Annotated in this window: 15 protein-coding genes; 7 read left to right on the forward strand and 8 right to left on the reverse strand. The window is 58.2% G+C overall.

The annotated features are described in order from the left end of the window. Positions 1-92: 92 nt before the first annotated feature. Entirely contained in the window at positions 93-1601 is a 1509-nt protein-coding gene (locus ABSH60_RS19400) for an MFS transporter (RefSeq protein ID WP_390975368.1), read from the forward strand. Here the strand turns inward: ABSH60_RS19400 and ABSH60_RS19405 are convergent. The 6 genes from ABSH60_RS19405 to hutC form a co-directional block, all read right to left on the reverse strand. Then, positions 1598-3256, reverse strand: coding sequence for an ABC transporter permease subunit (locus tag ABSH60_RS19405; RefSeq protein WP_390975370.1), 1659 nt, complete (start codon positions 3254-3256; stop codon positions 1598-1600). The genes ABSH60_RS19400 and ABSH60_RS19405 overlap by 4 nt on opposite strands. 55 nt (positions 3257-3311) lie before the next feature. Further along, positions 3312-4292: an ABC transporter substrate-binding protein gene (locus ABSH60_RS19410; protein WP_122095412.1), complete on the reverse strand. Its 981-nt coding sequence runs from the start codon at positions 4290-4292 to the stop codon at positions 3312-3314. Between the two features lie 20 nt (positions 4293-4312). Then, positions 4313-5062 (reverse strand): ATP-binding cassette domain-containing protein, encoded by a 750-nt coding sequence (locus tag ABSH60_RS19415; protein WP_390975372.1) that lies wholly within the window; start codon positions 5060-5062, stop codon positions 4313-4315. A gap of 126 nt (positions 5063-5188) precedes the next feature. Beyond that, complete coding sequence (gene hutG / locus ABSH60_RS19420; protein ID WP_390975374.1) at positions 5189-6013, reverse strand: N-formylglutamate deformylase; 825 nt, start codon at positions 6011-6013, stop codon at positions 5189-5191. Continuing rightward, positions 6010-7269, reverse strand: coding sequence for an imidazolonepropionase (hutI, locus tag ABSH60_RS19425; RefSeq protein ID WP_390975376.1), 1260 nt, complete (start codon positions 7267-7269; stop codon positions 6010-6012). The genes hutG and hutI overlap by 4 nt, the downstream gene beginning before the upstream one ends. 101 nt (positions 7270-7370) lie before the next feature. Then, positions 7371-8171: a histidine utilization repressor gene (gene hutC / locus ABSH60_RS19430; protein ID WP_136376670.1), complete on the reverse strand. Its 801-nt coding sequence runs from the start codon at positions 8169-8171 to the stop codon at positions 7371-7373. A 264-nt stretch (positions 8172-8435) separates the two neighbouring features. On the opposite strand from hutC, the gene ABSH60_RS19435 reads away from it, so the two are divergent. From ABSH60_RS19435 to hutU, 4 genes are all read left to right on the forward strand, one after another. Beyond that, positions 8436-9809 carry a formimidoylglutamate deiminase gene (locus tag ABSH60_RS19435; protein WP_390975378.1) on the forward strand — a complete coding sequence of 458 codons (1374 nt, stop codon included), beginning with the start codon at positions 8436-8438 and terminating at the stop codon, positions 9807-9809. Next, on the forward strand, positions 9806-10381 hold the full coding sequence (locus ABSH60_RS19440) for a HutD family protein (RefSeq protein ID WP_390975380.1): 576 nt from the start codon (positions 9806-9808) through the stop codon (positions 10379-10381). Before ABSH60_RS19435 ends, ABSH60_RS19440 begins: the two co-directional genes overlap by 4 nt. Before the next feature lie 81 nt (positions 10382-10462). Continuing rightward, complete coding sequence (gene hutH / locus ABSH60_RS19445; RefSeq protein WP_390975382.1) at positions 10463-12013, forward strand: histidine ammonia-lyase; 1551 nt, start codon at positions 10463-10465, stop codon at positions 12011-12013. A 28-nt stretch (positions 12014-12041) separates the two neighbouring features. Beyond that, positions 12042-13724 (forward strand): urocanate hydratase, encoded by a 1683-nt coding sequence (gene hutU / locus ABSH60_RS19450; protein ID WP_056777453.1) that lies wholly within the window; start codon positions 12042-12044, stop codon positions 13722-13724. A gap of 159 nt (positions 13725-13883) precedes the next feature. Here the strand turns inward: hutU and ABSH60_RS19455 are convergent, their stop codons facing one another. Further along, complete coding sequence (locus ABSH60_RS19455) at positions 13884-15968, reverse strand: bifunctional diguanylate cyclase/phosphodiesterase (protein ID WP_056777448.1); 2085 nt, start codon at positions 15966-15968, stop codon at positions 13884-13886. Positions 15969-16357: 389 nt separating this feature from the next. Next, entirely contained in the window at positions 16358-17407 is a 1050-nt protein-coding gene (locus ABSH60_RS19460; RefSeq protein ID WP_390975384.1) for a substrate-binding domain-containing protein, read from the reverse strand. A gap of 271 nt (positions 17408-17678) precedes the next feature. Between ABSH60_RS19460 and ascF the strand changes: the two genes are divergently transcribed. Both ascF and ABSH60_RS19470 read left to right on the forward strand, forming a co-directional pair. After that, positions 17679-19154, forward strand: coding sequence for a PTS cellobiose/arbutin/salicin transporter subunit IIBC (gene ascF / locus ABSH60_RS19465; protein ID WP_238485033.1), 1476 nt, complete (start codon positions 17679-17681; stop codon positions 19152-19154). A gap of 25 nt (positions 19155-19179) precedes the next feature. Then, positions 19180-20610, forward strand: coding sequence for a 6-phospho-beta-glucosidase (locus tag ABSH60_RS19470; protein WP_390975387.1), 1431 nt, complete (start codon positions 19180-19182; stop codon positions 20608-20610). Positions 20611-20650: the final 40 nt, after the last annotated feature.

The following is a 20650-nucleotide window of genomic DNA, read 5'->3' on the forward strand; positions in this document are numbered from 1 at the left end:
ATTAACCGGCTCCGTCTCTCTGACCCGGAGCCGTTTTTTTGTCTATAATTCGGGATTAGCATTAACGCATCAATCTGAAGAAAAAAGAGAACATGGCCGTCACTCACACCTCAGAAACACAATCTGCGCACGATCCTGTCGTTAAAAATGCCCACCGACCGTTGATCCTCATCGCCTGTATGTTGTCGATGTTTATGGCAGCGGTGGAAGTGACGATTGTCGCGACCGCGATGCCGACCATCATTGGCGATCTGGGCGGTTTCTCCCTGCTTGGCTGGGTGTTTGCCGTCTATCTGCTGACCCAGGCGATCACTGTGCCGGTGTACGGCAGGCTGGCCGATTTGTACGGCTGCCGGAAAATGTTTTTCATTGGCACCACGCTGTTTTTAATCGGCTCCGTTCTCTGTGGCTTTGCACCATCCCTTGGCTGGATGATCGGTTTTCGTGCGTTGCAGGGGCTGGGCGCCGGGGCGATAACGCCGATTGCGACCACGCTTATCGCCAACGTCTATGGCCCGCAGGAAAGGGCGAAAGCGCAGGGGTATCTTTCCAGCGTGTGGGGTGTTTCGGCCATCGTCGGGCCGCTGATGGGCGCGTTTATTGTGTCGCATTTCCACTGGGCGGTAGTGTTTTGGGTCAACGTACCGATCGGTCTTGTGGCGATGGGGATTTTAATCAAATACCTGCCGCCGGACGGTCAGCGTAAACAGCACCAGCTGGATCTGGCCGGTACCGGTTATCTGACCCTCTCGGTGGCGGCGTTGCTGCTGGCGCTGCTGCAGGCCGAAGTGCTGGGATATTGGGCGCTGGGGCTGATTGGGCTGGCCGTGTGCAGCGCGCTGTTGCTGATTCGTCAGGAGCGCAAAACGCCGGAGCCGCTGTTTCCGCTGGCGTTGTGGCAGAGCAAAGTGATCATCGCCGGTAACGTCGGTGGCCTGATTATCGGCGCGACCATGATGGGGATCAGCGCGTTTCTGCCGACTTACGTGCAGGGCGTGCTTGGCGGCACGCCGTTACAGGCGGGCACCACGCTGGCGCTGATGTCCATTGGCTGGCCGCTGGCGAGTATGTTAAGCAGCCGGCTGATGCAAGCGACGTCATACCGTGCCACGGCGGTCATCGGCGGAATTTTGCTGGTGGGCGGCAGTCTGGCGCTGTTGTTACTTTCACCGACGTCCGGCCTGTGGGTTGCGCGTCTGGCGGCGTTCTCCATCGGTGCGGGCATGGGATTGTGTAACACCACGTTTATCGTTTCGGTGCAAAACAGCGTCGGGCCAGAGATTCGGGGAATTGCCACGGCATCCACATTGTTTACCCGCATGCTCGGGTCGGCCATCGGCACGGCGTTGCTGGGCGCAACGCTCAATCTTAATCTGCAATACCGTTTGCCTGAGGTGAGCGATCCGGTACAGCAACTGATGGAGAAAGCCACGCGTGGCGCGATGGAAGCCGGTCAGCTCAGTGCTATAACCGAAAGCGTTGCGGCCTCTTTGCACTGGGTGTTTGTGGTCTCGGCGGTGATTTCGGTACTGGCGGTCGCCGCCGGTTTACTGATCCCTTCCGGCGACCGCCCGCACCCGCAACCTCAGCGGGAAAGTTAAGCCGCCTGCCGTTGCTGTAGCCTGAACGCCGCTAACATCAGCGTCAGGCTCAGTAACACCGCCACGGACGCCATCGCCATTCCGTCGCCCACCGAACCTTGCTCAAACTGCCGCCAGACAAACACCGACACCGTTTGTACGCCCGCCGGGGAGAGCAGCAGGGAGGTCACCAGTTCACGTGAAGCGACGGCAAACACCATCATCATCGCCGCCAGCAGGCTTGGAAACACCAGCGGCAGCAGGATCAGCCGTAAGGTCTGTGCCGCCGTGGCACCATGCACCCGCGCGGCCGCATCGAGATTTCCGCCAATCTGTTTCAGCGCTGCGCTGACGTAACGCACCGGATACGGCAGCAGCAAACAGCAATAGGCCAGCAGCAAAATCCCCCAGGTGTTGTAAGGCGTCACCGGCCAGAAACTGCGGTTCCACGCCAGAATCAACCCGACGCCGACCACAATGCCCGGCAGCGCAGCGGGCAGCAAAGAGAGCCCGTCGATCCACGCCGCACCGCGAATTTTCCGTACCACCACCAGCCAGGATGCCAGAAACCCGGTCAGCCCGGCGATCAGCGCCGTGCCCGCCGCCAGACTGAGGCTGGTAGAGAGCGCCCCGATCGCGTCACCGTGCGCAGCAAACAGCGCGCTGAAATGCCGCAGGGTCAGATTCGAAAGCGCAAGGCCGCCTGACAGTGTGCCGGAAAATGCGGTCGCCAGCATCGAAAGCAGCGGCAGCGCGACGGCAATCAGCGCCACCAGTGAAAACAAAATCATCACCGGGATCGTCCGGCCAGCCAGGGATTTTTGCGTCAGGTCTGCCGGTTTGCCGGTCATACTTTCCACATTTTTACCTGCCAGCACCGCGCGCTGGACGCTGTAAGCACACAGCGCCATCGCCACCAGCACCAGTGAAAGCACTGCCGCACCGGGCAAATCGATCGGCCAGTCGGCCAGGCGCTGCTCGATGCCGGTGGTCAGCATCAGAATGCCGCTGCGTGAACCGAGTGCGCCGGGCACGCCGTACTCTTCAATTGACAGCGTGAATGCCAGCAACAGGCTGGACGCCATCGCCGGTAAGGCCATCGGTAACGTGATCCGCCAGAATGCCCGCCACGGGCCCGCGCCGTGGATCCGCGCCACATCGGCCAGGCGACTGCCGCTGGCGGCCATGCTGCGTGAGACAGCGAAATAGACCACCGGAAAGATATTCAGCGTCATCACCACGATCATCCCCGGCAGGGAAAACAGGAAATCATTCAGATGCAGCCACGGCAGCAGTTGCTGCACATAACCGTTGGTCTGCAACGCCAGCATCCACGACAGCGCGGCGATGTAAGGCGGCAGTAAAAAAGGCACCAGAAACAGCACATCCCACAGCCCGGCGCACGGCAGCCGGAATAATCCGCGCAGGGCGCCGAGCGGAATACCGATAAGCCCACTGCATAACGCCACGCCGAGCCCGACCTGTAAGGTTGTACCGATAAGCCCTGAGAGCTGAGGTTCGGCGAAAACGCGGCGAAATGCGCTGAAAGGTGCATGATAGCTGCTGGTGTCCAGATGCGGAAAAACCGCCTGTAGCACCACAAAACTCACCGGTATAGCGACCAGCAACAGCAGCGCAAGGCCGGTCACGCCCGGTAAAAAAGCGTTCTTATTCATGATTTGTTTCTCAGAAACGGGCTGCGCAACCTGCGGCAACGCAGCCCGGCGGGCGTTATGGCTGGGCGAACAGTTTTGCGAAACGATCGAGAACGTCTTTACGTGAGGCAGAAGCCTGCGGATCTTCCGGCAACAGCTTCAGGGATTTGAACAACGGACGTTTGGCGTCGATGTCCGTGCGCGCCGGCATCAGCCAGGCATCCGCCACCAGCTTCTGGCCTTCCGGCGAGAGGGCATAATCGATGAAAGCTTTGGCGTCTTTTTGTTGCTGGCTGGATTTGAGGATCATCATCGGGCGCGGGGCAATCACGGTGCCGCTGGCGGGGAAAATCACTTTGACCGATTCGCCGTCCTGCATGCTGGCGTAGGAAACGTAATCCACCGCGCCGAACACTGCCGCTTTCGCGCCCTGTAACACCGGCGTCAGCGCCTGCGCGTTCGGCCCGGCGATAATCATGCCGTTGGCTTTCAGGTCATCAAATAATTGCCATGCCTGCTGAGCGTGGGCATTTTGTAACCCGATCAGCAAATCCAGCGAGGCGCCGGAAAGAGAGGGATCCGGCGTGGTGACTTTGTCTTTGAACTCCGGTTTAGTCAGGTCGCCCCAGTCTTTCGGTTCCGGGGTGCCGCTTTTGGTGTTCCACACAATGCCCAGCGCGGAAATGCCCTGCGCGACGTAATACGGCGTTTTAAACTGCGCCGGCACCTGTTCTGCGTTCGGGCTCTGGTATTCCAGCAGCCAGCCGCGCTGTTCGAGATCGGTCGCGGTGTCCCACGAGGCGGAAATCAGGACGTCAGCGCGCGGATTGGCCTGTTCGGCTTCCAGTCGTGCCATCACTTTACCGGTAGTTGCCTGAAAAACATCGACTTTCACGCCGGTCTGTTTTTCATAGCCTGCCGCCAGTTTTTTAGCCAGCGAACCCGGCCCGGCGGTATAGAGGGTCAGCGCCTGCGCGCTGCCTGCTGCCATTGCGAGAGAAAGAGTCATTGCGGTGATTACGCCTGTTTTGGTTCCGGAAAATCGTGTGCGATTCATGTGTGTAATTCCATCAGAGGTTAAGCAACAAAAGGGGAAACGACGGAGGCGTCATTCAGGTCAATGCTGGCGATAGCGCCCTGATCCATGCGTGCGATCCGGTGAGCCAGGGCGCGGGCTTCGTGATGATCGTGGGTGACATACACCGCCGTGGTGCCGAGCTGGCGCAGCAGCGTTGCCATCTCTTCGCACAGGCTTTCGCGCAGGTCGCGATCAAGATTGGACAGCGGTTCGTCGAACAGCAAAATCCGCGGCTCAGCGACAATCGCCCGCGCCAGTGCCACACGCTGTTGCTGCCCGCCGGAAAGCTCGGCAGGACGACGGGAGGCGAAATCGGCCAGGCCGACCCGATCCAGCGCGGCCATCACTTTCTCGTGGCGGGCTGCGCCGCGAATACCGCGCATTTGCAGCGGAAACGCGACGTTTTGCCCGACGCTCATGTGCGGCCACAGTGCGTAATCCTGAAAAGCCATGCCGAGATTGCGTTGTTCCGGCGGCAGACTGAACGTTCCGCTGGCAACGACGTTGCCGTCAAAACAGATCTGGCCGGAGGCGGGATGCAATAAACCGGCGAGCATTTTCAGCAGCGTGCTTTTGCCGCAACCCGAAGGGCCGAGGAGGGCGAGGATCGTGCCTGAAGGCACCGAAAGATTGACGTGATTGAGTACCCGGTTGCTCCCGAAAAAATGGGACACCTGATGGATGGCGATAGCGGGGGGAGAAGCAATGCGCGGTGGCGCATTCCCGCCGGTAAAAGCTGGAATGTTCATGACGGTACTATCCTCTTTGGGACTTATTGGTGAGATGAGCCTAAAGAGATTATGTGACGGGGAAATGACAGCAGGCGCTGCGGGGGAAAACGCAGGGTGCAGGCCGGAAACCTGCACCGCAAAGGGTTAAGGGTAGTGCGCCTCTCCCCATGCCAGCATGCCCGCCAGCAGCGGTTTCAGCACGCCCTGAAGTTCGGTGGCTTTATCTTCGGACCAGGCAAAGGGCTCGATTTCTTCCATGTAATTCACCTGTGCCAGCTCCAGCTGAACCGCGTGCTGGTCGGCCTGCGGTTGCCCGTACTCGCGGGTGATGTATCCGCCTTTGAAGCGCCCGTTGAGCACGTGGCTAAACCGCGTTTGTTGCAGGCAACAGCCTTCCACCGCGTCGCTCAGCCCCGGCAGGCAGCTCGCGCCGTCGTTGGTGCCCAGATTGAGATCCGGCAGTTTACCCTCGAAAAGTCGCGGAATGCGCGAGGCGATGGAGTGCGCATCAAACAGCAACGCATAGCCAAATTCCTGTTTCATCCGCGCCAGTTCCGCCTGAAGGGTCTGATGATACGGCTGCCAGATTTGCGCCAGATACTGCTGACGCTGTGCGGCGGTCGGTTCCATGCCGGGTTTAAAGGTCGGGCGTCCGTCGAACAAGGTGTCGGGAAACAGCCCGGTGGTGGCCGTGGCGTAAAGCGGTGTGTCGTCCGCCGGGCGGTTGAGATCAATCACAAAGCGGGAATATTCACCTACCAGAATGCTGGCACCGAGCGAGCGCGCAAAATCGTACAGGCGGGGAATATGCCAGTCGGTATCAGACAACGGCAGCGCCGCATCCGTCAGACCACTGGCGACTTCCGGCGTCAGGTGCGTGCCTGCGTGAGGAATGCTGATCAGCAACGGCGCAGTTCCCCGGATAAAATGGTAAGGATTGGCGATAACGTGACTAGCTGAAAGGCTCATAAACGAACGTCTCCACGGGAGTGACCACGATAAACAACGGTGCAGGGCAGCTGACCACCCAGCCAGTAAACCAGTTCAGCCGGACGCGAAAGCGGCCAGTGAATAAAATCGGCGACTTTTCCCACCTCCAGCGTGCCGTGTGTGGCCTGCAAACCCAGCGCGCGTGCGCCGTGACAGGTCACGCCTGCCAGCGCTTCCTCCGGCGTGAGGCGAAACAGCGTGCAGCCCATATTCAGCATTAAACGCAGGGAAAGGGCGGGCGACGTGCCCGGATTGGCATCACTGGCCAGCGCCATCGGCACGCCGTGCTGGCGAAAGAGGGCGACGGGCGGGCACTGCGTTTCGCGCAGCAGGTAATACGCGCCCGGCAGCAGCACAGCTACGGTACCGCTGGCCGCCATGGCGATGGCGTCGGCGTCGGTGGCGTATTCGAGATGATCGGCAGACAGCGCGTGATGACGTGCGGCCAGCGCGCTGCCGTGCAGGGAAGAGAGTTGTTCAGCATGAATTTTCACCGGCAGGCCGAGAGCCTGAGCGGCAGTGAAAACCCGTTCGACCTGTTCCGGCGAGAACGCCAGGTGTTCGCAAAAGGCATCCACGGCGTCCGCCAGGTGTTCTCTGGCAACCACCGGCAGCAGGGTGTCACAAATCAGCTGGATGTAATCATCAGCCCGGCCTTTGAACTCCGGCGGCAGGGCGTGCGCGGCAAGACAGGTGGATTTCACCTCCACCGGCAACATGTGCCCCAGCCTGCGGATCACCCGCAGCATTTTGATTTCGCTTTCCACGCTCAGGCCGTAGCCCGATTTAATCTCCACGCAGGTCACGCCCTCGGCCAGCAGCGGTTGCAGGCGGAACAATGCCTGCGCCAGCAGTTCCTCTTCGCTGGCCGCGCGGGTGGCGTTCACCGTCGATAAAATCCCGCCGCCTGCCGCCGCAATGTCAGCGTAGCTCACGCCGTTCAGACGTTGCTCGAACTCTGCGCTGCGGTCACCGCCGAAAACCAGATGCGTATGGCAGTCAACCAGCCCCGGCGTGATGATCCCGCCTGAAAACGCATGTTCCACGGCGCCGGGAAAATCCGGGCAGTCAGCCTCGCTGCCGACCCAGAGAATGTGGCCGTCGCGCACGGCGATCACGCCGTTTTCGATCAGGTTATAGTGCCCGTCCTGCATGGTGACCAGCGTGGCACCACGCCATAGGCTGTCACAATCGCGGGAGGGGGCAGAAGAGTGCGGGGACGTTGTTACCGGCATGGCAGGCTCCAGGTGGCGATCAATTGTCGGGATAATCATCTTGTATAGACAACTAAAGTCAACCTAGCGCATTCGCCGATAACCGGCAAGTGAAAAGCCGCTTAACCGTGACTGGTGAAACGTCCGAACAGCTGATAACGGGAACCGGGATAAATCAGACGTGCCGAAGTGACCACGCGGTTGCCGCTCCAGGTGCGGCGATGGATCAGCAGACAAGGCTCATGTTCGCCCAGTTGCAACAGCTCCCGCTGTTCGTCGCTGGCACTGATGGCTTCGACACGGTGCTCACCGGCGGTCAGCGGCGCAATGGTCATCAGATACGTGTACGGCGACTGTTTGTTCAGCACTTCCTGCAGATAGTCCGGCGCAGTCTCGGGGTTGACGAAACGTTCTTCAATCTGTACCGGCACCCGGTCTTCGTAATGGACAATTTGCGAATAGAACAGGATCGCGCCGGGGGCGATTTCCATCTGTTGCGCCTGAGCGGCATCAGCCAGCCGCGCTTCGCACACCAGAATTTTGCTGTCATGACGATGGCCACGCCGGGCGATTTCATCGGCAATGTTATGCACTTCCAGCATCGGGGTGTAAGCCTTGGCTTCGGCAACAAACGTGCCGACACCCTGCATGCGGATCAGAAAACCTTCGCTGGTCAGTTCGCGCAGCGCCCGGTTGATGGTCATGCGGCTGACGCCCAGTTCGTTCACCAGTTCGCTTTCAGACGGCACACGCTGATGCGGTTTCCACACGCCTGCGCGGATCTGGCTGATGATCGCCTGTTTGACGCGCTGATAGATCGGGGCGGGGGTGTCGCTCATCGCGGCGGCCAGTTCGGACAATGTCTGCTGGGACACTCCCTGTTGCGCTGCACCGTACTGCAAAAGTGGCGTCGGCTCCGACATGTCTTTTACCTCGTTCATTGAGTTTTCAACGCTCTTCATTTCACACGCATTGTCAGATGTGCAATGGCTGAATGGGATCCCTGATACAGCCCCGTAGTGTCCACCACGGGCAGGCAAACGAAAAGAGGACGACGGAAACAAAAATCAAAAAAATTCCTGTTGCAAGTTTACAGGGCAATCAGGCATATGTATATGTATAGACAAGTTGCTCAAAACTTTCTCACATCGGGTTTTGTTTCCCCATGTTTAATCAGGAACGATGTCATGGCTGCTTATTTTGCTTCACGCGCTTTACTCGCCGAAGGCTGGGCGCACGATGTACGTCTGGACGTGGATGCTGCCGGAATGCTGACGGCGGTCACCGCAGGCAGCGATTCGCAAGACTGCATCAGGCTGTCAGGGCCGGTCGTGCCGGGAATGCCTAACCTGCATTCGCATGCTTTCCAGCGGGTGATGGCCGGTCTGGCGGAAGTCGCCGGGGATCCGCAGGACAGTTTCTGGACATGGCGTGACCTGATGTATCGCATGGTGCAGCGCCTGACGCCGGAGCAAACCGGTATCATCGCCCGCCAGTTGTACATAGAAATGCTCAGGGGCGGTTATACCCAGGTCGCCGAATTCCACTATCTGCACAATGATGTCAGCGGGCAGCCGTATGCCGATCGCGGTGAAATGACCGCGCAGTTAAGCGCCGCGGCTGAGCAGGCAGGCATCGGTCTGACGCTGCTGCCGGTGCTGTATCGCTACGCAGGATTTGGCGGGCAGCCTGCGCAGCCCGGCCAGAAACGCTTTATTCAGGATGTGGACAGCTATCTGCAACAGCAGGCGGTGGTTCGCCAGCAGCTCAGCGGCAAACCTCTGCAAAATAGCGGGCTGTGCTTTCACTCCCTGCGCGCGGTGACCCTCGGGCAAATGCGTGAGGTGCTGGCGGCGGGCGATGCGCACTCGCCGGTGCATATCCACATTGCCGAACAGCTGAAAGAAGTGAACGACTGCCTCGGCTGGAGCGGACAGCGACCGATCACCTGGCTTTACGATAATCTCGACATTGACCGCCGCTGGTGTCTTATTCACGCCACCCATGCCGACCGTTTTGAGCTTGCCAGCATGGCGAAAAGCGGCGTTGTCGCCGGATTATGCCCGACGACGGAAGCCAATTTAGGCGACGGTATTTTTCCCGGAGTGGAGTACCTCGGGCACCAGGGCCGCTGGGGCATTGGCTCCGACAGCCACGTTTCGCTCAACGTCGTGGAAGAACTGCGCTGGTTTGAATACGGCCAGCGTCTGCGCGATCAGCGCCGTAACCGTCTGACGCTGGCGCATCAACACTCGGTGGGTGATGTGCTGTATTCACAGGCTTTACAGGGCGGGGCGCAGGCGTGCGGCGTTCCCGTCGGTAAACTCGCCAGCGGTTTTCGCGCCGACTGGCTGGTGCTGGACGGCAACGATCCTTATCTGGCGGCGGCGAAAAACAGTGAACTGCTCAACCGCTGGCTGTTTGCCGGTCACGCCGGGCAAATCCGCGACGTTTATGTCGGGGGGATTGCCCGGATTATTGACGGACAACACGCGCAGCAACAGGCCGCCGCCGCAGATTTCCTGCGGGTGCTTAAGCAACTGGCGGAGGACGTCGCATGACCGGCTGGCAGCATTTCACTTTCGCCGGGCTGCCGGTCACCCCCTGGCGTAACGGCGGTGGGGAAACCCGCGAAATCCTCAGCGCTGCGCAAGGAAACGCTGATTTTGACTGGCGCGCCAGCATCGCCACTATCGCGCAGGACGGCCCGTTTTCAGCTTTTCCCGGCATTGACCGCTCCATCACTTTGCTTTCCGGCGCAGGCGCACAGTTGCTCGCGCCACCGGACATCAGCCACTCCCTGACCCGCGCCGGTGAACCCTTTGCTTTCCCCGGCGAACTGGCGGTCACCGCACGTCTCACCGCAGGCGTCACCACCGATTTCAACATCATGACGCGCCGCACGGTGTGCCACGCGCGGGTGATCGCCGCGCGGGAAACGCTGTCAGTTTCCACCGATCAGAGCGGTGTGATCTATGTCGTGAGCGGTGAATGGCAGATGCCGGACGGACGGCGTGTCAGGCAGGGCGAAGGGTTTTACCGGGCCACACCGGCTGCCCGCGCGGACACCGCCCGGATACACGCCGAACATGCGGACAGCCTGCTGCTCTGGGCTGCGATCGTCTTTCACTAATCAGTAGCGTACAGCCACCCGACAGGCTCCGGTCTGGTTCGGGTAAACTCTTAGCTTCACTTGTCTATACAGGAATAGATTATGGCTTCTTCATCCACAGAATTGACCCTTTGCCACCTGCAACCGGGTCTGGTTGATTTACCGATGCTGCGCAACATTTATCAGGGCAACGTGCGTCTCGAACTGGCTGAGGAAGCACGGGCCGACGTGCAGGCTTCACAGGAAACAGTTACCCGCATTGTGGAATCCGGCAAGGTGGTGTACGGCATCAATACCGGTTTTGGCAAACTGGCGCAGACCCGTATTCCGGCGGACCGGCTGGCGGAACTGCAACGTAATCTGGTGCTGTCACACAGCGTCGGCATAGGCAAAGATCTGGCCGATAACGTGGTGCGGCTGGTGATGGCGACCAAAGTGCTGAGCCTGTCGCGCGGGCATTCCGGGATCCGGATGGCGGTGATCGACGCGCTGATCGCATTGTTTAACGCCGGGGTGTATCCCTGCATTCCGGAAAAAGGCTCGGTGGGGGCATCCGGCGATTTAGCGCCGCTGGCCCATCTTTCCCTGATGCTGATAGGCGAAGGGCAGGTGACGGTAAAAGGGCAGAAAGTGTCAGCCCGCGAAGGGTTAGCGGTCGTCGGGCTTGAGCCGTTTGAACTCGGGCCGAAAGAGGGGCTGGCGCTGCTTAACGGCACGCAGGTGTCCACCTCGCTGGCGCTCTCCGGGCTGTTTGAGGCCGAGCGGGTCTTCTCCGCCGGTCTGATCGCCGGTGCACTGTCGCTGGAGGCCATCAAGGGGTCCGTCAAACCGCTGGATCCGCGTATTCATCAGGCGCGCGGGCAGATCGGGCAAATCGCCGTGGCCGCGGCGGTGTCGGAGTTGCTGGCGGGCAGTGACATTGTCACTTCTCATGCCGGGTGCAGCCGCGTGCAGGATCCCTATTCCATCCGCTGTGTGCCGCAGGTGATGGGCGCCTGCCTGGATAATTTGCATCACGCCGCACGTATTTTACGCATTGAGGCCAACGCGGCGTCTGATAATCCGCTGGTGTTTGCTGAGAACGGAGAGGTGATTTCCGGCGGGAATTTCCACGCCGAGCCGGTGGCCTTTGCGGCAGATATCCTGGCACTGGCGATTGCTGAGATCGGCGCGATTTCAGAACGTCGCATGGCACTGCTGCTTGATACCGGGTTGTCCGGCCTGCCGCCGTTCCTGGTCAACGACGGCGGGGTCAATTCCGGCTTTATGATTGCGCAGGTCACCGCCGCGGCGCTGGCATCTGAAAACAAATCTCTGGCGCACCCCGGCAGCGTGGACAGCCTGCCGACGTCGGCCAATCAGGAAGATCATGTGTCCATGGCAACCTACGCCGCGCGGCGTCTGGGCGACATGTGCTTTAACACCAGCGTGGTGGTCGGCATAGAAGCGATGGCCGCGGCGCAGGGCATTGATTTCCACCGTCCGTTGCAAAGTTCGGCCCTGCTGGAAAACGAACTGAAAGCTATTCGCGCCGACGTGCCTTTCCTTGAACAAGACCGCCTGATGGCACCGGATGTCGAGATGATGCGTCTGTGGGCCACCCGTGAACACTGGCCGGCGGTCATTGAAGCGCTGTTGCCAAGTTTTGCCTGATTCTCCTGACCCGATAAAGGATACGAAAATGAACGCTCCTCAAAAAACTGCCGTTGCCCGCGTAGTTCGTGCCCCGCACGGCACAGAACTCAGTTGCCAGAACTGGCTGATCGAAGCGGCTTACCGCATGTTGCAGAATAACCTCGACCCCGACGTGGCCGAGCGCCCGGACGATCTGGTGGTGTACGGCGGCATTGGCAAAGCGGCGCGTAACTGGCCGGCTTTCGAAGCCATTCTCGACAGCCTGCGCAAGCTGCGTGAAGACGAAACGCTGCTGGTGCAATCCGGTAAACCGGTGGGCGTGTTTCGTACGCACACCGATGCGCCCCGCGTGCTGATCGCCAACTCCAATCTGGTGCCGCACTGGGCAAACTGGGAGCACTTCCACCAGCTGGATAAAGCCGGGCTGATGATGTACGGCCAGATGACCGCCGGTTCGTGGATCTACATCGGTGCGCAGGGCATCGTTCAGGGCACCTACGAAACCTTCGCCGAAGCAGGGCGTCAGCATTACAACAGCGACCTGCGCGGCAAGTGGATTTTAACGGCCGGTCTGGGCGGTATGGGCGGCGCACAACCGCTGGCCGGTGTGCTGGCCGGTGCCTGCGTGCTGGCGATTGAATGTCAGGAATCGCGCATTGATTTCCGCCTGCGCACCCGCTATCTCGATTACAAGGCGCACAGCATTGATGAGGCGCTGGCGATGATCGAAAAAGCCTGTGCAGAGAAGAAAGCGATTTCCGTGGGATTACTGGGTAACGCGGCTCAGCTGATGCCGCAACTGGTGGCGCGGGCCAAAGAAGGCGGCCTGCGTCCGGATATGGTCACCGACCAGACTTCCGCACACGACCCGCTGAACGGTTATCTGCCGGAAGGCTGGAGCCTGGAACAATGGCAGGCGGCGCGTCAGTCCGACCCGCAGTCAGTGATTAAGGCCGCGAAAGCTTCGATGGCGAAACACGTTCTGGCGATGCTGGATTTCCACGCGATGGGCATCCCGACCGTGGATTACGGCAACAACATCCGTCAGGTGGCAAAAGACGAAGGTGTGACTAATGCGTTTGATTTCCCCGGGTTTGTTCCGGCCTATATTCGCCCGCTGTTCTGCGAGGGCAAAGGGCCGTTCCGCTGGGTGGCGCTCTCCGGTGATCCGGAAGATATCTACAAAACGGATGCCAAACTGAAAGAGCTGTTCCCGGATAATGCCAATCTGATCAACTGGCTGGATATGGCGCGTGAACGCATTGCCTTCCAAGGACTTCCTGCGCGCATCTGCTGGCTGGGGCTGGGCGAGCGTCATATTGCCGGTCTGGCCTTCAACGAAATGGTGCGCAACGGCGAGCTGAAAGCGCCGGTGGTGATTGGCCGCGACCATCTGGACACCGGTTCAGTGGCGTCGCCAAACCGTGAAACCGAGGCGATGAAAGATGGCTCGGACGCGGTGTCTGACTGGCCGTTGCTGAACGCCTTACTCAATACCGCAGGCGGCGCGACCTGGGTCAGCCTGCACCACGGCGGTGGCGTCGGTATGGGCTTCTCGCAACATGCGGGCATGGTGATTGTGGCGGACGGCACACCCGAGGCGGATGCCCGGCTGGCGCGCGTACTGTGGAATGATCCGGCGACCGGCGTCATGCGTCATGCGGATGCAGGCTATGAACAGGCAGCCGAATGCGCAGCGCGACATGACCTGAATTTACCGATGATCTGAGCCGTAACGTGAGGTGAAAACCGCCGCCCGCTTAACGTACTCCGATAAGCGGGCGGCGGTCGTTTTATCAACGCTGTGATGTAATCGGCTGAATTAACCGAAAAAAGCCCCTTTTATTGCCCGATCAAAAAGGGCGGGTGTCGTGTCTAATGGCTAGCATCAGACAGGTGTAAAGCCCAGCAGGCGGGACTCTGAGGGCTGAGGCCGTCCAAAAAAATACCCCTGGAACAGCGAACACCCTTCTTCTTTCAGACGCCGGAACTGCTCGTCGGTTTCCACGCCTTCGGCGGTGGTCTGAATATCCAGACTGCGGCTCATGCCGGTGATGGCGCGGATAATCGCCAGCGCTTCCGGACTGTCCTGCATATCATTAATGAATGACCGGTCGATTTTGATTTTGTCGAACGGGAATGACCGCAGATAGCTCAGTGACGAATACCCGGTGCCAAAATCGTCCAGCGCGATGCGGATGCCCAGCGCTTTCAGCTGGCGCAGCGTACCGACATTTCCCAGCGTGTTGTCCAGCAGCACGGACTCGGTGATTTCCACTTCCAGCCGTTCCGGCGCAAGCCCCGAGGCGGCCAGAGCCGATTCCACGACGGACACCAGCCCGCTGTTTTTGAACTGGATCGGCGAGAGGTTGACCGCCACGGTCTGATTTCCCGCCCAGGTGGCAGCCTCGCGACAGGCTTCATGCAGCGCAAAAGATCCCAGGCTGTGTATCAGGCCCGTTTCTTCGGCAATCGGGATGAAATCGACCGGCATGATCAGTCCGTTTTGCGGATGGTGCCAGCGCATCAGCGCTTCATAGCCCATCACGGCATCGTGCCGCGCATCGGTGATCGGCTGGTAATAAAGACGCAGCTGATTGCAGGTTATGGCGTCGCGCAGATCCATTTCGACCACACGGCGTTTACGTGCGGCGGCGTCCATCTCAATGCGGAAATCTTCATAGCGGTTGCGGCCATTGCGTTTGGCTTCGTACAGCGCCATATCCGCGCAGCGCAGCAGCTGATCCGGGGAGTTATCCGTCGAATCTGCCAGCGCAATACCGATGCTCAGGCCGACCGACAACGAGTGACCGTCGATGATCACCGGCGGGCGCACTGATTCAATCAGACGTTTTGAGATCTGATGCGCATCGGAGATATCTTTCAGCCCCGGCAGCACCACGGCAAACTCATCGCCGCCAATTCGCGCCAGCGTATCGTCGTCACGCAGGGTCATGCGCAGCCGTTTGGCAATGGCACGCAGCAGTTCATCGCCGACCTGATGGCCGAGTGCGTCGTTGACGTTTTTGAAGTTATCGAGATCCAGACACAGCGTGGCCGTATGGGTGTGGCTGTAACTGTCGTGTTGCAGGGCTTCGTTGAGGCGCTGACTGAACAGGATACGGTTGGGCAGGCTGGTCAGATTATCGTGGTGCGCCATGTGATGGATACGCGCATGGGCGGCGTGCTGGTCAGTCACGTCGTCGGCGATCATCATGACGTAGCTGGTCTGCGGATCGTGCCCGCGGATCACCGAACTGGTGGTTTGCAGCGTGCGGTCACCGACGGCGGTCAGCAGTTGCTGCTCGCTTTTATGCACGCCTTCCGCCCGCAGACATTCGTCTGACTGCTTATTGATAAAGGTGCTCAGGCCGACGCCCATGCAGTCTTGCGGACGTTTACCCAGCATCTCTTCGCGCGAAATGCCCAGCAGACGTTCAGCCTGACGATTCACCAGCAAAATTTCCCGTGAGACAGCGTTTTCGACAATCACAGACGAAGGAATATTGGCGATCACCGTGTTGAGAAACTGGGTGAGGGCGGAGAGCTGCTCGCTGTTGGATTCTGCCAGATCTTTGGCATACATCAGCGCCTGTTCATTTTCGCGGCGTTCGGTGACGTCGCGGGTGATTTTGGCAAAACCGATGATGTTACCGGATTCACGCAGGGCTTCGATGATCACATGCGCCCAGAAGCGTGAACCGTCTTTGCGCTGTCGCCAGCCTTCGGATTCATAGCGGCCGGTTTCCCGTGCCGTCTCCAGCCCGTGCTGCGGCCAGCCACTTTTTTTATCTTCCTCGGTGTAAAAACACGAAAAATGCTTCCCGACCACTTCCTCAGGCGAATAGCCCTTAGCGCGCTGCGCACCGGCATTCCAGTTCGCCACGGTGCCATCGGGTTTCAGCATGTAAATAGCGTAATCTTCTACGCGTTGAACCAGCAACCGATACAGTACGTCAGAATCTTCGTTCATTATATTTTGCCTGCTAGCTGGCCGCCTCTGTGCGGGATCCTCCCAAATCAGAGTCCGGCTAAATAGTGCGCCTGTTCCCGACGCATTTCTGCTGTGATGTGCGGTGAAACGTTAGCATAAGATAATTCTCAGTTCGTCAAATTTTGCCTCTAACGTGCTTAAAATTAAGCCTTTTTAGCAAAAAGATCGGCCTTAAGTGAAATTTCACTTTTGGTCTGAAAGAGGCGTAAAAGTTATTGGCAGTAACCTGCCGGGCTTTAATGAAAGGGCACAAAAAGCTTAAGGGTTTTTAAGGCAATTGAGGGGGAGCGGGTCAGGCAGAAATAAGAAAGCCGCAACAGGTTGCGGCTTGACATAAAAAGGGCATTTCGGGCAGGGCAGACGCCGCCTTATTTTAGTGCAGGTTCGCGGTCGGAGAGCGCCGTGGAATAATATGGCCCGTCAATGACCGACTCGCGCAAAATAACGTCGGAGGTAAACTGATTCTGTTGCGATAAATACCCGCCATCGAGCATCGAAATAATCTGGTTAATCACTTCGCTGACCATATCGCTGACCGGATCTTTCACGCTGGAGAGCGCGGGAATTAAAAACGGCGCCGTGGGAATATTATCAAAGCCTATTACCGAGACCTGCGCAGGTACCGCGACGGCGGCGTGGCTGAGTTGTTTCATTGCGCCGATCGCCATGTCATCGTTGCTGGCAATCAGCGCGCTGAACGCGACGCCACGGGCGAGAAGGGTATCGACCGCCGCTGCGCCGCTGGCCGGTGACCATTTCCCGGCCACGATCAGGTCTTCCTTCACCCCGATTCCGGCAGAGATTAAGGCGTCTTTATAACCCGACAGACGTTCAGTTGCGGTCGGGGAATCCATTGAACCAGTAATAAACGCAATATCGCGATGGCCGCGTTCAATCAATGTCCGGGTGGCCTGAAAACTCGACCCTTTATGATCACAATAAATACAGTGGCTCTGATGTTTTCTGAGCTTACGGTTCACCACCATCACCGGTTTTTTATATTTATCGATGATCACGTCCATTTCATCGACCGTTAAAAAGCGCGGATAAATAATGATGCCGTCGCAGCGTAAATCGTGCAGAAAATCGATCGCCTCGCGCTCTTCGGCAGCGCTGTTTTTGCCATCCACCAGGATCAGCTGCCGCCCGTTGGCGTCCAGTTTTTTGGCGGCCTGCGAGATCAGTTCACTGAAATAATTGCCGTTATACAAGGTGTTGGTGACCACCAGGCCGATGCACATCGATTTGCTGGTCGCCAGATTACGGGCCAGTAAATTCGGGCGATAGCCGGTTTCTTCGATGGCTTTAAAAACCTGATCTTTTGTTTCCTGGGTCACGTAGCCTTTCCCGGAAAGCACCCGCGAAACCGTGGCTTTTGAGACGCCTGCTCTTGACGCTACTTCCTGCATTGTCGACATCAGGCACACCTGAAAAATAAAAATGATTCGCTATTCTACACATTTCGTCAGTTTTTCGAGGATTTCGACGCGCGAAGCCACCGCATGGAGATCGTCATCACAAAAATGAAACAGCGTTATTACTTTTTATTGAAGTCAGCATCAGAACTGAACATTCTCGTATGTAACCGGTTACCTATTATTTCACTCACCGACTTAAAAAGCGCGAATAACAGCATTTAACGCTCACAGCATCATTCATAACCCTATGAATTCGAGAGAGTTGTCACTCATGTCAAAGAATTTTGCAGCAATGTCACAGTCGATCGTCAGTGCCCTCGGCGGCGCGGACAACGTCGCGGCGGTTACGCACTGCATGACCCGTTTACGTTTTGTGCTTAATGACGCCTCGCGGGTTGATGGCGCAACCCTGAAAAACATCACCGGTGTGATGGGGGTCGTGCGTAATGAAAATCAGTGTCAGGTGATCATTGGCAACAACGTGTCGCAAGCCTATGCCGAAGTACAGAAACTGCTGCCGGAAGGCGTATCGGGAGCAAATCTTGCGCCGGTAAAACGGAAAATTACCTTAAAAAGCATTGGGTCGGGGATTCTTGACGCGCTGATTGGTACAATGTCGCCGCTGATCCCGGCGATCATCGGCGGCTCTATGGTAAAACTGCTGGCGATGATGCTCGAGATGACCGGCGTACTCGAGAAGGGCGCGTCTACCCTGGTGATTCTCAACACTATTGGTGACGGCGCGTTCTTCTTCCTACCTGTGATGGTCGCGGCTTCGGCAGCGGTAAAATTCAAAACCAATATGTCGCTGGCGATCGCCATTGCCGGTGTGCTGCTCCATCCGGCGTTTATCGATCTGATGGCGAAAGCGGCTGCCGGGCAAAAAGTCGAATTTATCGGCATCTCCATCACGGCGGTGAAATACACCTACACCGTCATTCCCGCGCTGTGCATGACCTGGATGCTGTCTTATATCGAAAGATGGGTTGACCGCATTACGCCAGTCGTGACCAAAAACTTCCTTAAACCGATGCTGATCATGCTGATTGCCGCACCGATCGCCATCGTCATTATCGGCCCGCTGGGGATCTGGATCGGCACCGGCATTTCTGCGGGCGTGTATACGGTTCACCACTATCTTGGCTGGCTTTCCGTCGCCATCATGGGGGCGGCCTGGCCGCTGCTGGTAATGACCGGGATGCACCGGGTGTTTACGCCGGGCATCATTCAGACCATCGCCCAGACCGGTAAAGAAGGCATGGTGATGCCGTCCGAAATTGGCGCCAACCTGTCCCTTGGCGGGTCTTCGCTGGCCGTCGCGTGGCGCACCAAAAATCCGGAATTACGTCAGACCGCGCTGGCCGCTGCCGCTTCGGCAATCATCGCCGGCATTTCTGAACCGGCACTTTACGGTGTCGCGCTGCGGCTGAAACGCCCGCTTATCGCCTGTCTTATCAGCGGATTTATCTGCGGCGGCGTGGCCGGGCTCGGCGGGCTCGCCAGCCACTCGATGGCCTCACCGGGGCTGTTCACCAGCGTCCAGTTCTTCGATCCGTCGAACCCGATGAGCATCGTCTGGGTATTTGGCGTGATGATTCTGGCGATTGTGATTTCCTTCGTCACCACGCTGTTGCTCGGCTTTGAAGATATTCCGGTGGAGACGGCGCAGCCTGACGTTCAGCAGCCGACGGACACCCCGCAATCCAGCCCCTTTGCCGCCGGGCAAAGTGCGCTAAAAACACATTAAAGACCCTACAGAAGAGGACTTTCTCATGGCAGCATCACCATTTCCTGACGGCTTTTTATGGGGCGGCGCGATAGCCGCCAATCAGGCCGAAGGTGCCAGTTTTGAAGGCGGAAAAGGCCTGACCACGGTGGATATGATCCCGCACGGCCAGCACCGGCTGGCGGTGAAAACCGGTCAGGAAAAACGTTTTTCGCTCAGAGACGATGAGTTTTATCCTGCCCATCAGGCGATTGATTTTTACCATCGTTACAAAGAAGACATCGCGCTGATGGCGGAGATGGGCTTTACGGTATTCAGAACCTCGATTGCCTGGACCCGTCTTTATCCGAACGGTGATGAACAGACGCCAAACGCCGAAGGCATCGCGTTCTACCGTGACGTGTTTGCGGAGTGCAAAAAATACGGCATCGAACCGCTGGTGACGCTGTGCCATTTCGACGTGCCGATGCACCTGGTGATCGAATACGGCTCGTGGCGTAACCGTAAAATGGTGGAGTTTTTCGCCCGCTACGCGCGCACCTGCTTTGAAGCCTTTGACGGGCTGGTGAAATACTGGCTGACCTTTAACGAGATCAATATTCTGCTGCACAGCCCGTTCTCCGGCGCCGGTCTGGTGTTCGAAGAAGGGGAAGATCAGGAACAGGTGAAATATCAGGCTGCGCATCACGAGCTGGTTGCCAGCGCCCTGGCGACCAAAATTGCCCATGACGTGAACCCGCAAAATCAGGTCGGCTGCATGCTGGCGGGCGGTAATTTCTATCCGCGCACCTGCAAACCGGAAGATGTGTGGGCGGCGTTGCAAAAAGATCGCGAGAACCTGTTCTTTATCGACGTCCAGGCGCGTGGTGAATATCCTTCTTATACCCGCCGCGTCTTCGCGCAGAAGGGGATAACCATTGCGAAAGAGCCGGGGGATGACGACATCCTGAAAAACACCGTCGATTTTGTGTCGTTCAGTTATTACGCCTCCCGCTGCGCCTCGGCGGACATGAACGACAATAACAGCAGCGCAGCAAACATCGTTAAATCACTGAAAAACCCGCACATCGAGGTCAGCGAATGGGGGTGGGGCATCGACCCGCTCGGCCTGCGCATCACCATGAACATGATGTACGACCGCTATCAGAAACCGTTATTTTTGGTGGAAAACGGCCTGGGTGCGAAAGATGAAATTAACGAGCGTGGCGAAATCGATGATGATTACCGCATCAGCTATTTGCGTGAGCATATTCAGGCGATGGGCGAAGCCATTACCGACGGTATTCCGGTCATCGGTTACACCTCGTGGGGCTGTATCGATCTGGTGTCGGCATCCACCGGTGAAATGAGCAAACGCTACGGTTTCGTGTATGTCGATCGCGATGACAGCGGCAACGGTACGCTGGAGAGAAAACGTAAGAAATCGTTCTGGTGGTATAAAAAGGTGATCGCCAGTCACGGAACGGATTTGCAGTAATCTGACCGGGTAAATATTCAGGCCAGCGCCATGCTGGCCT

It is taken from the genome of Rahnella sp. R3(2024) (assembly GCF_042920125.1).
Lineage (GTDB): Bacteria > Pseudomonadota > Gammaproteobacteria > Enterobacterales > Enterobacteriaceae > Rahnella > Rahnella rivi.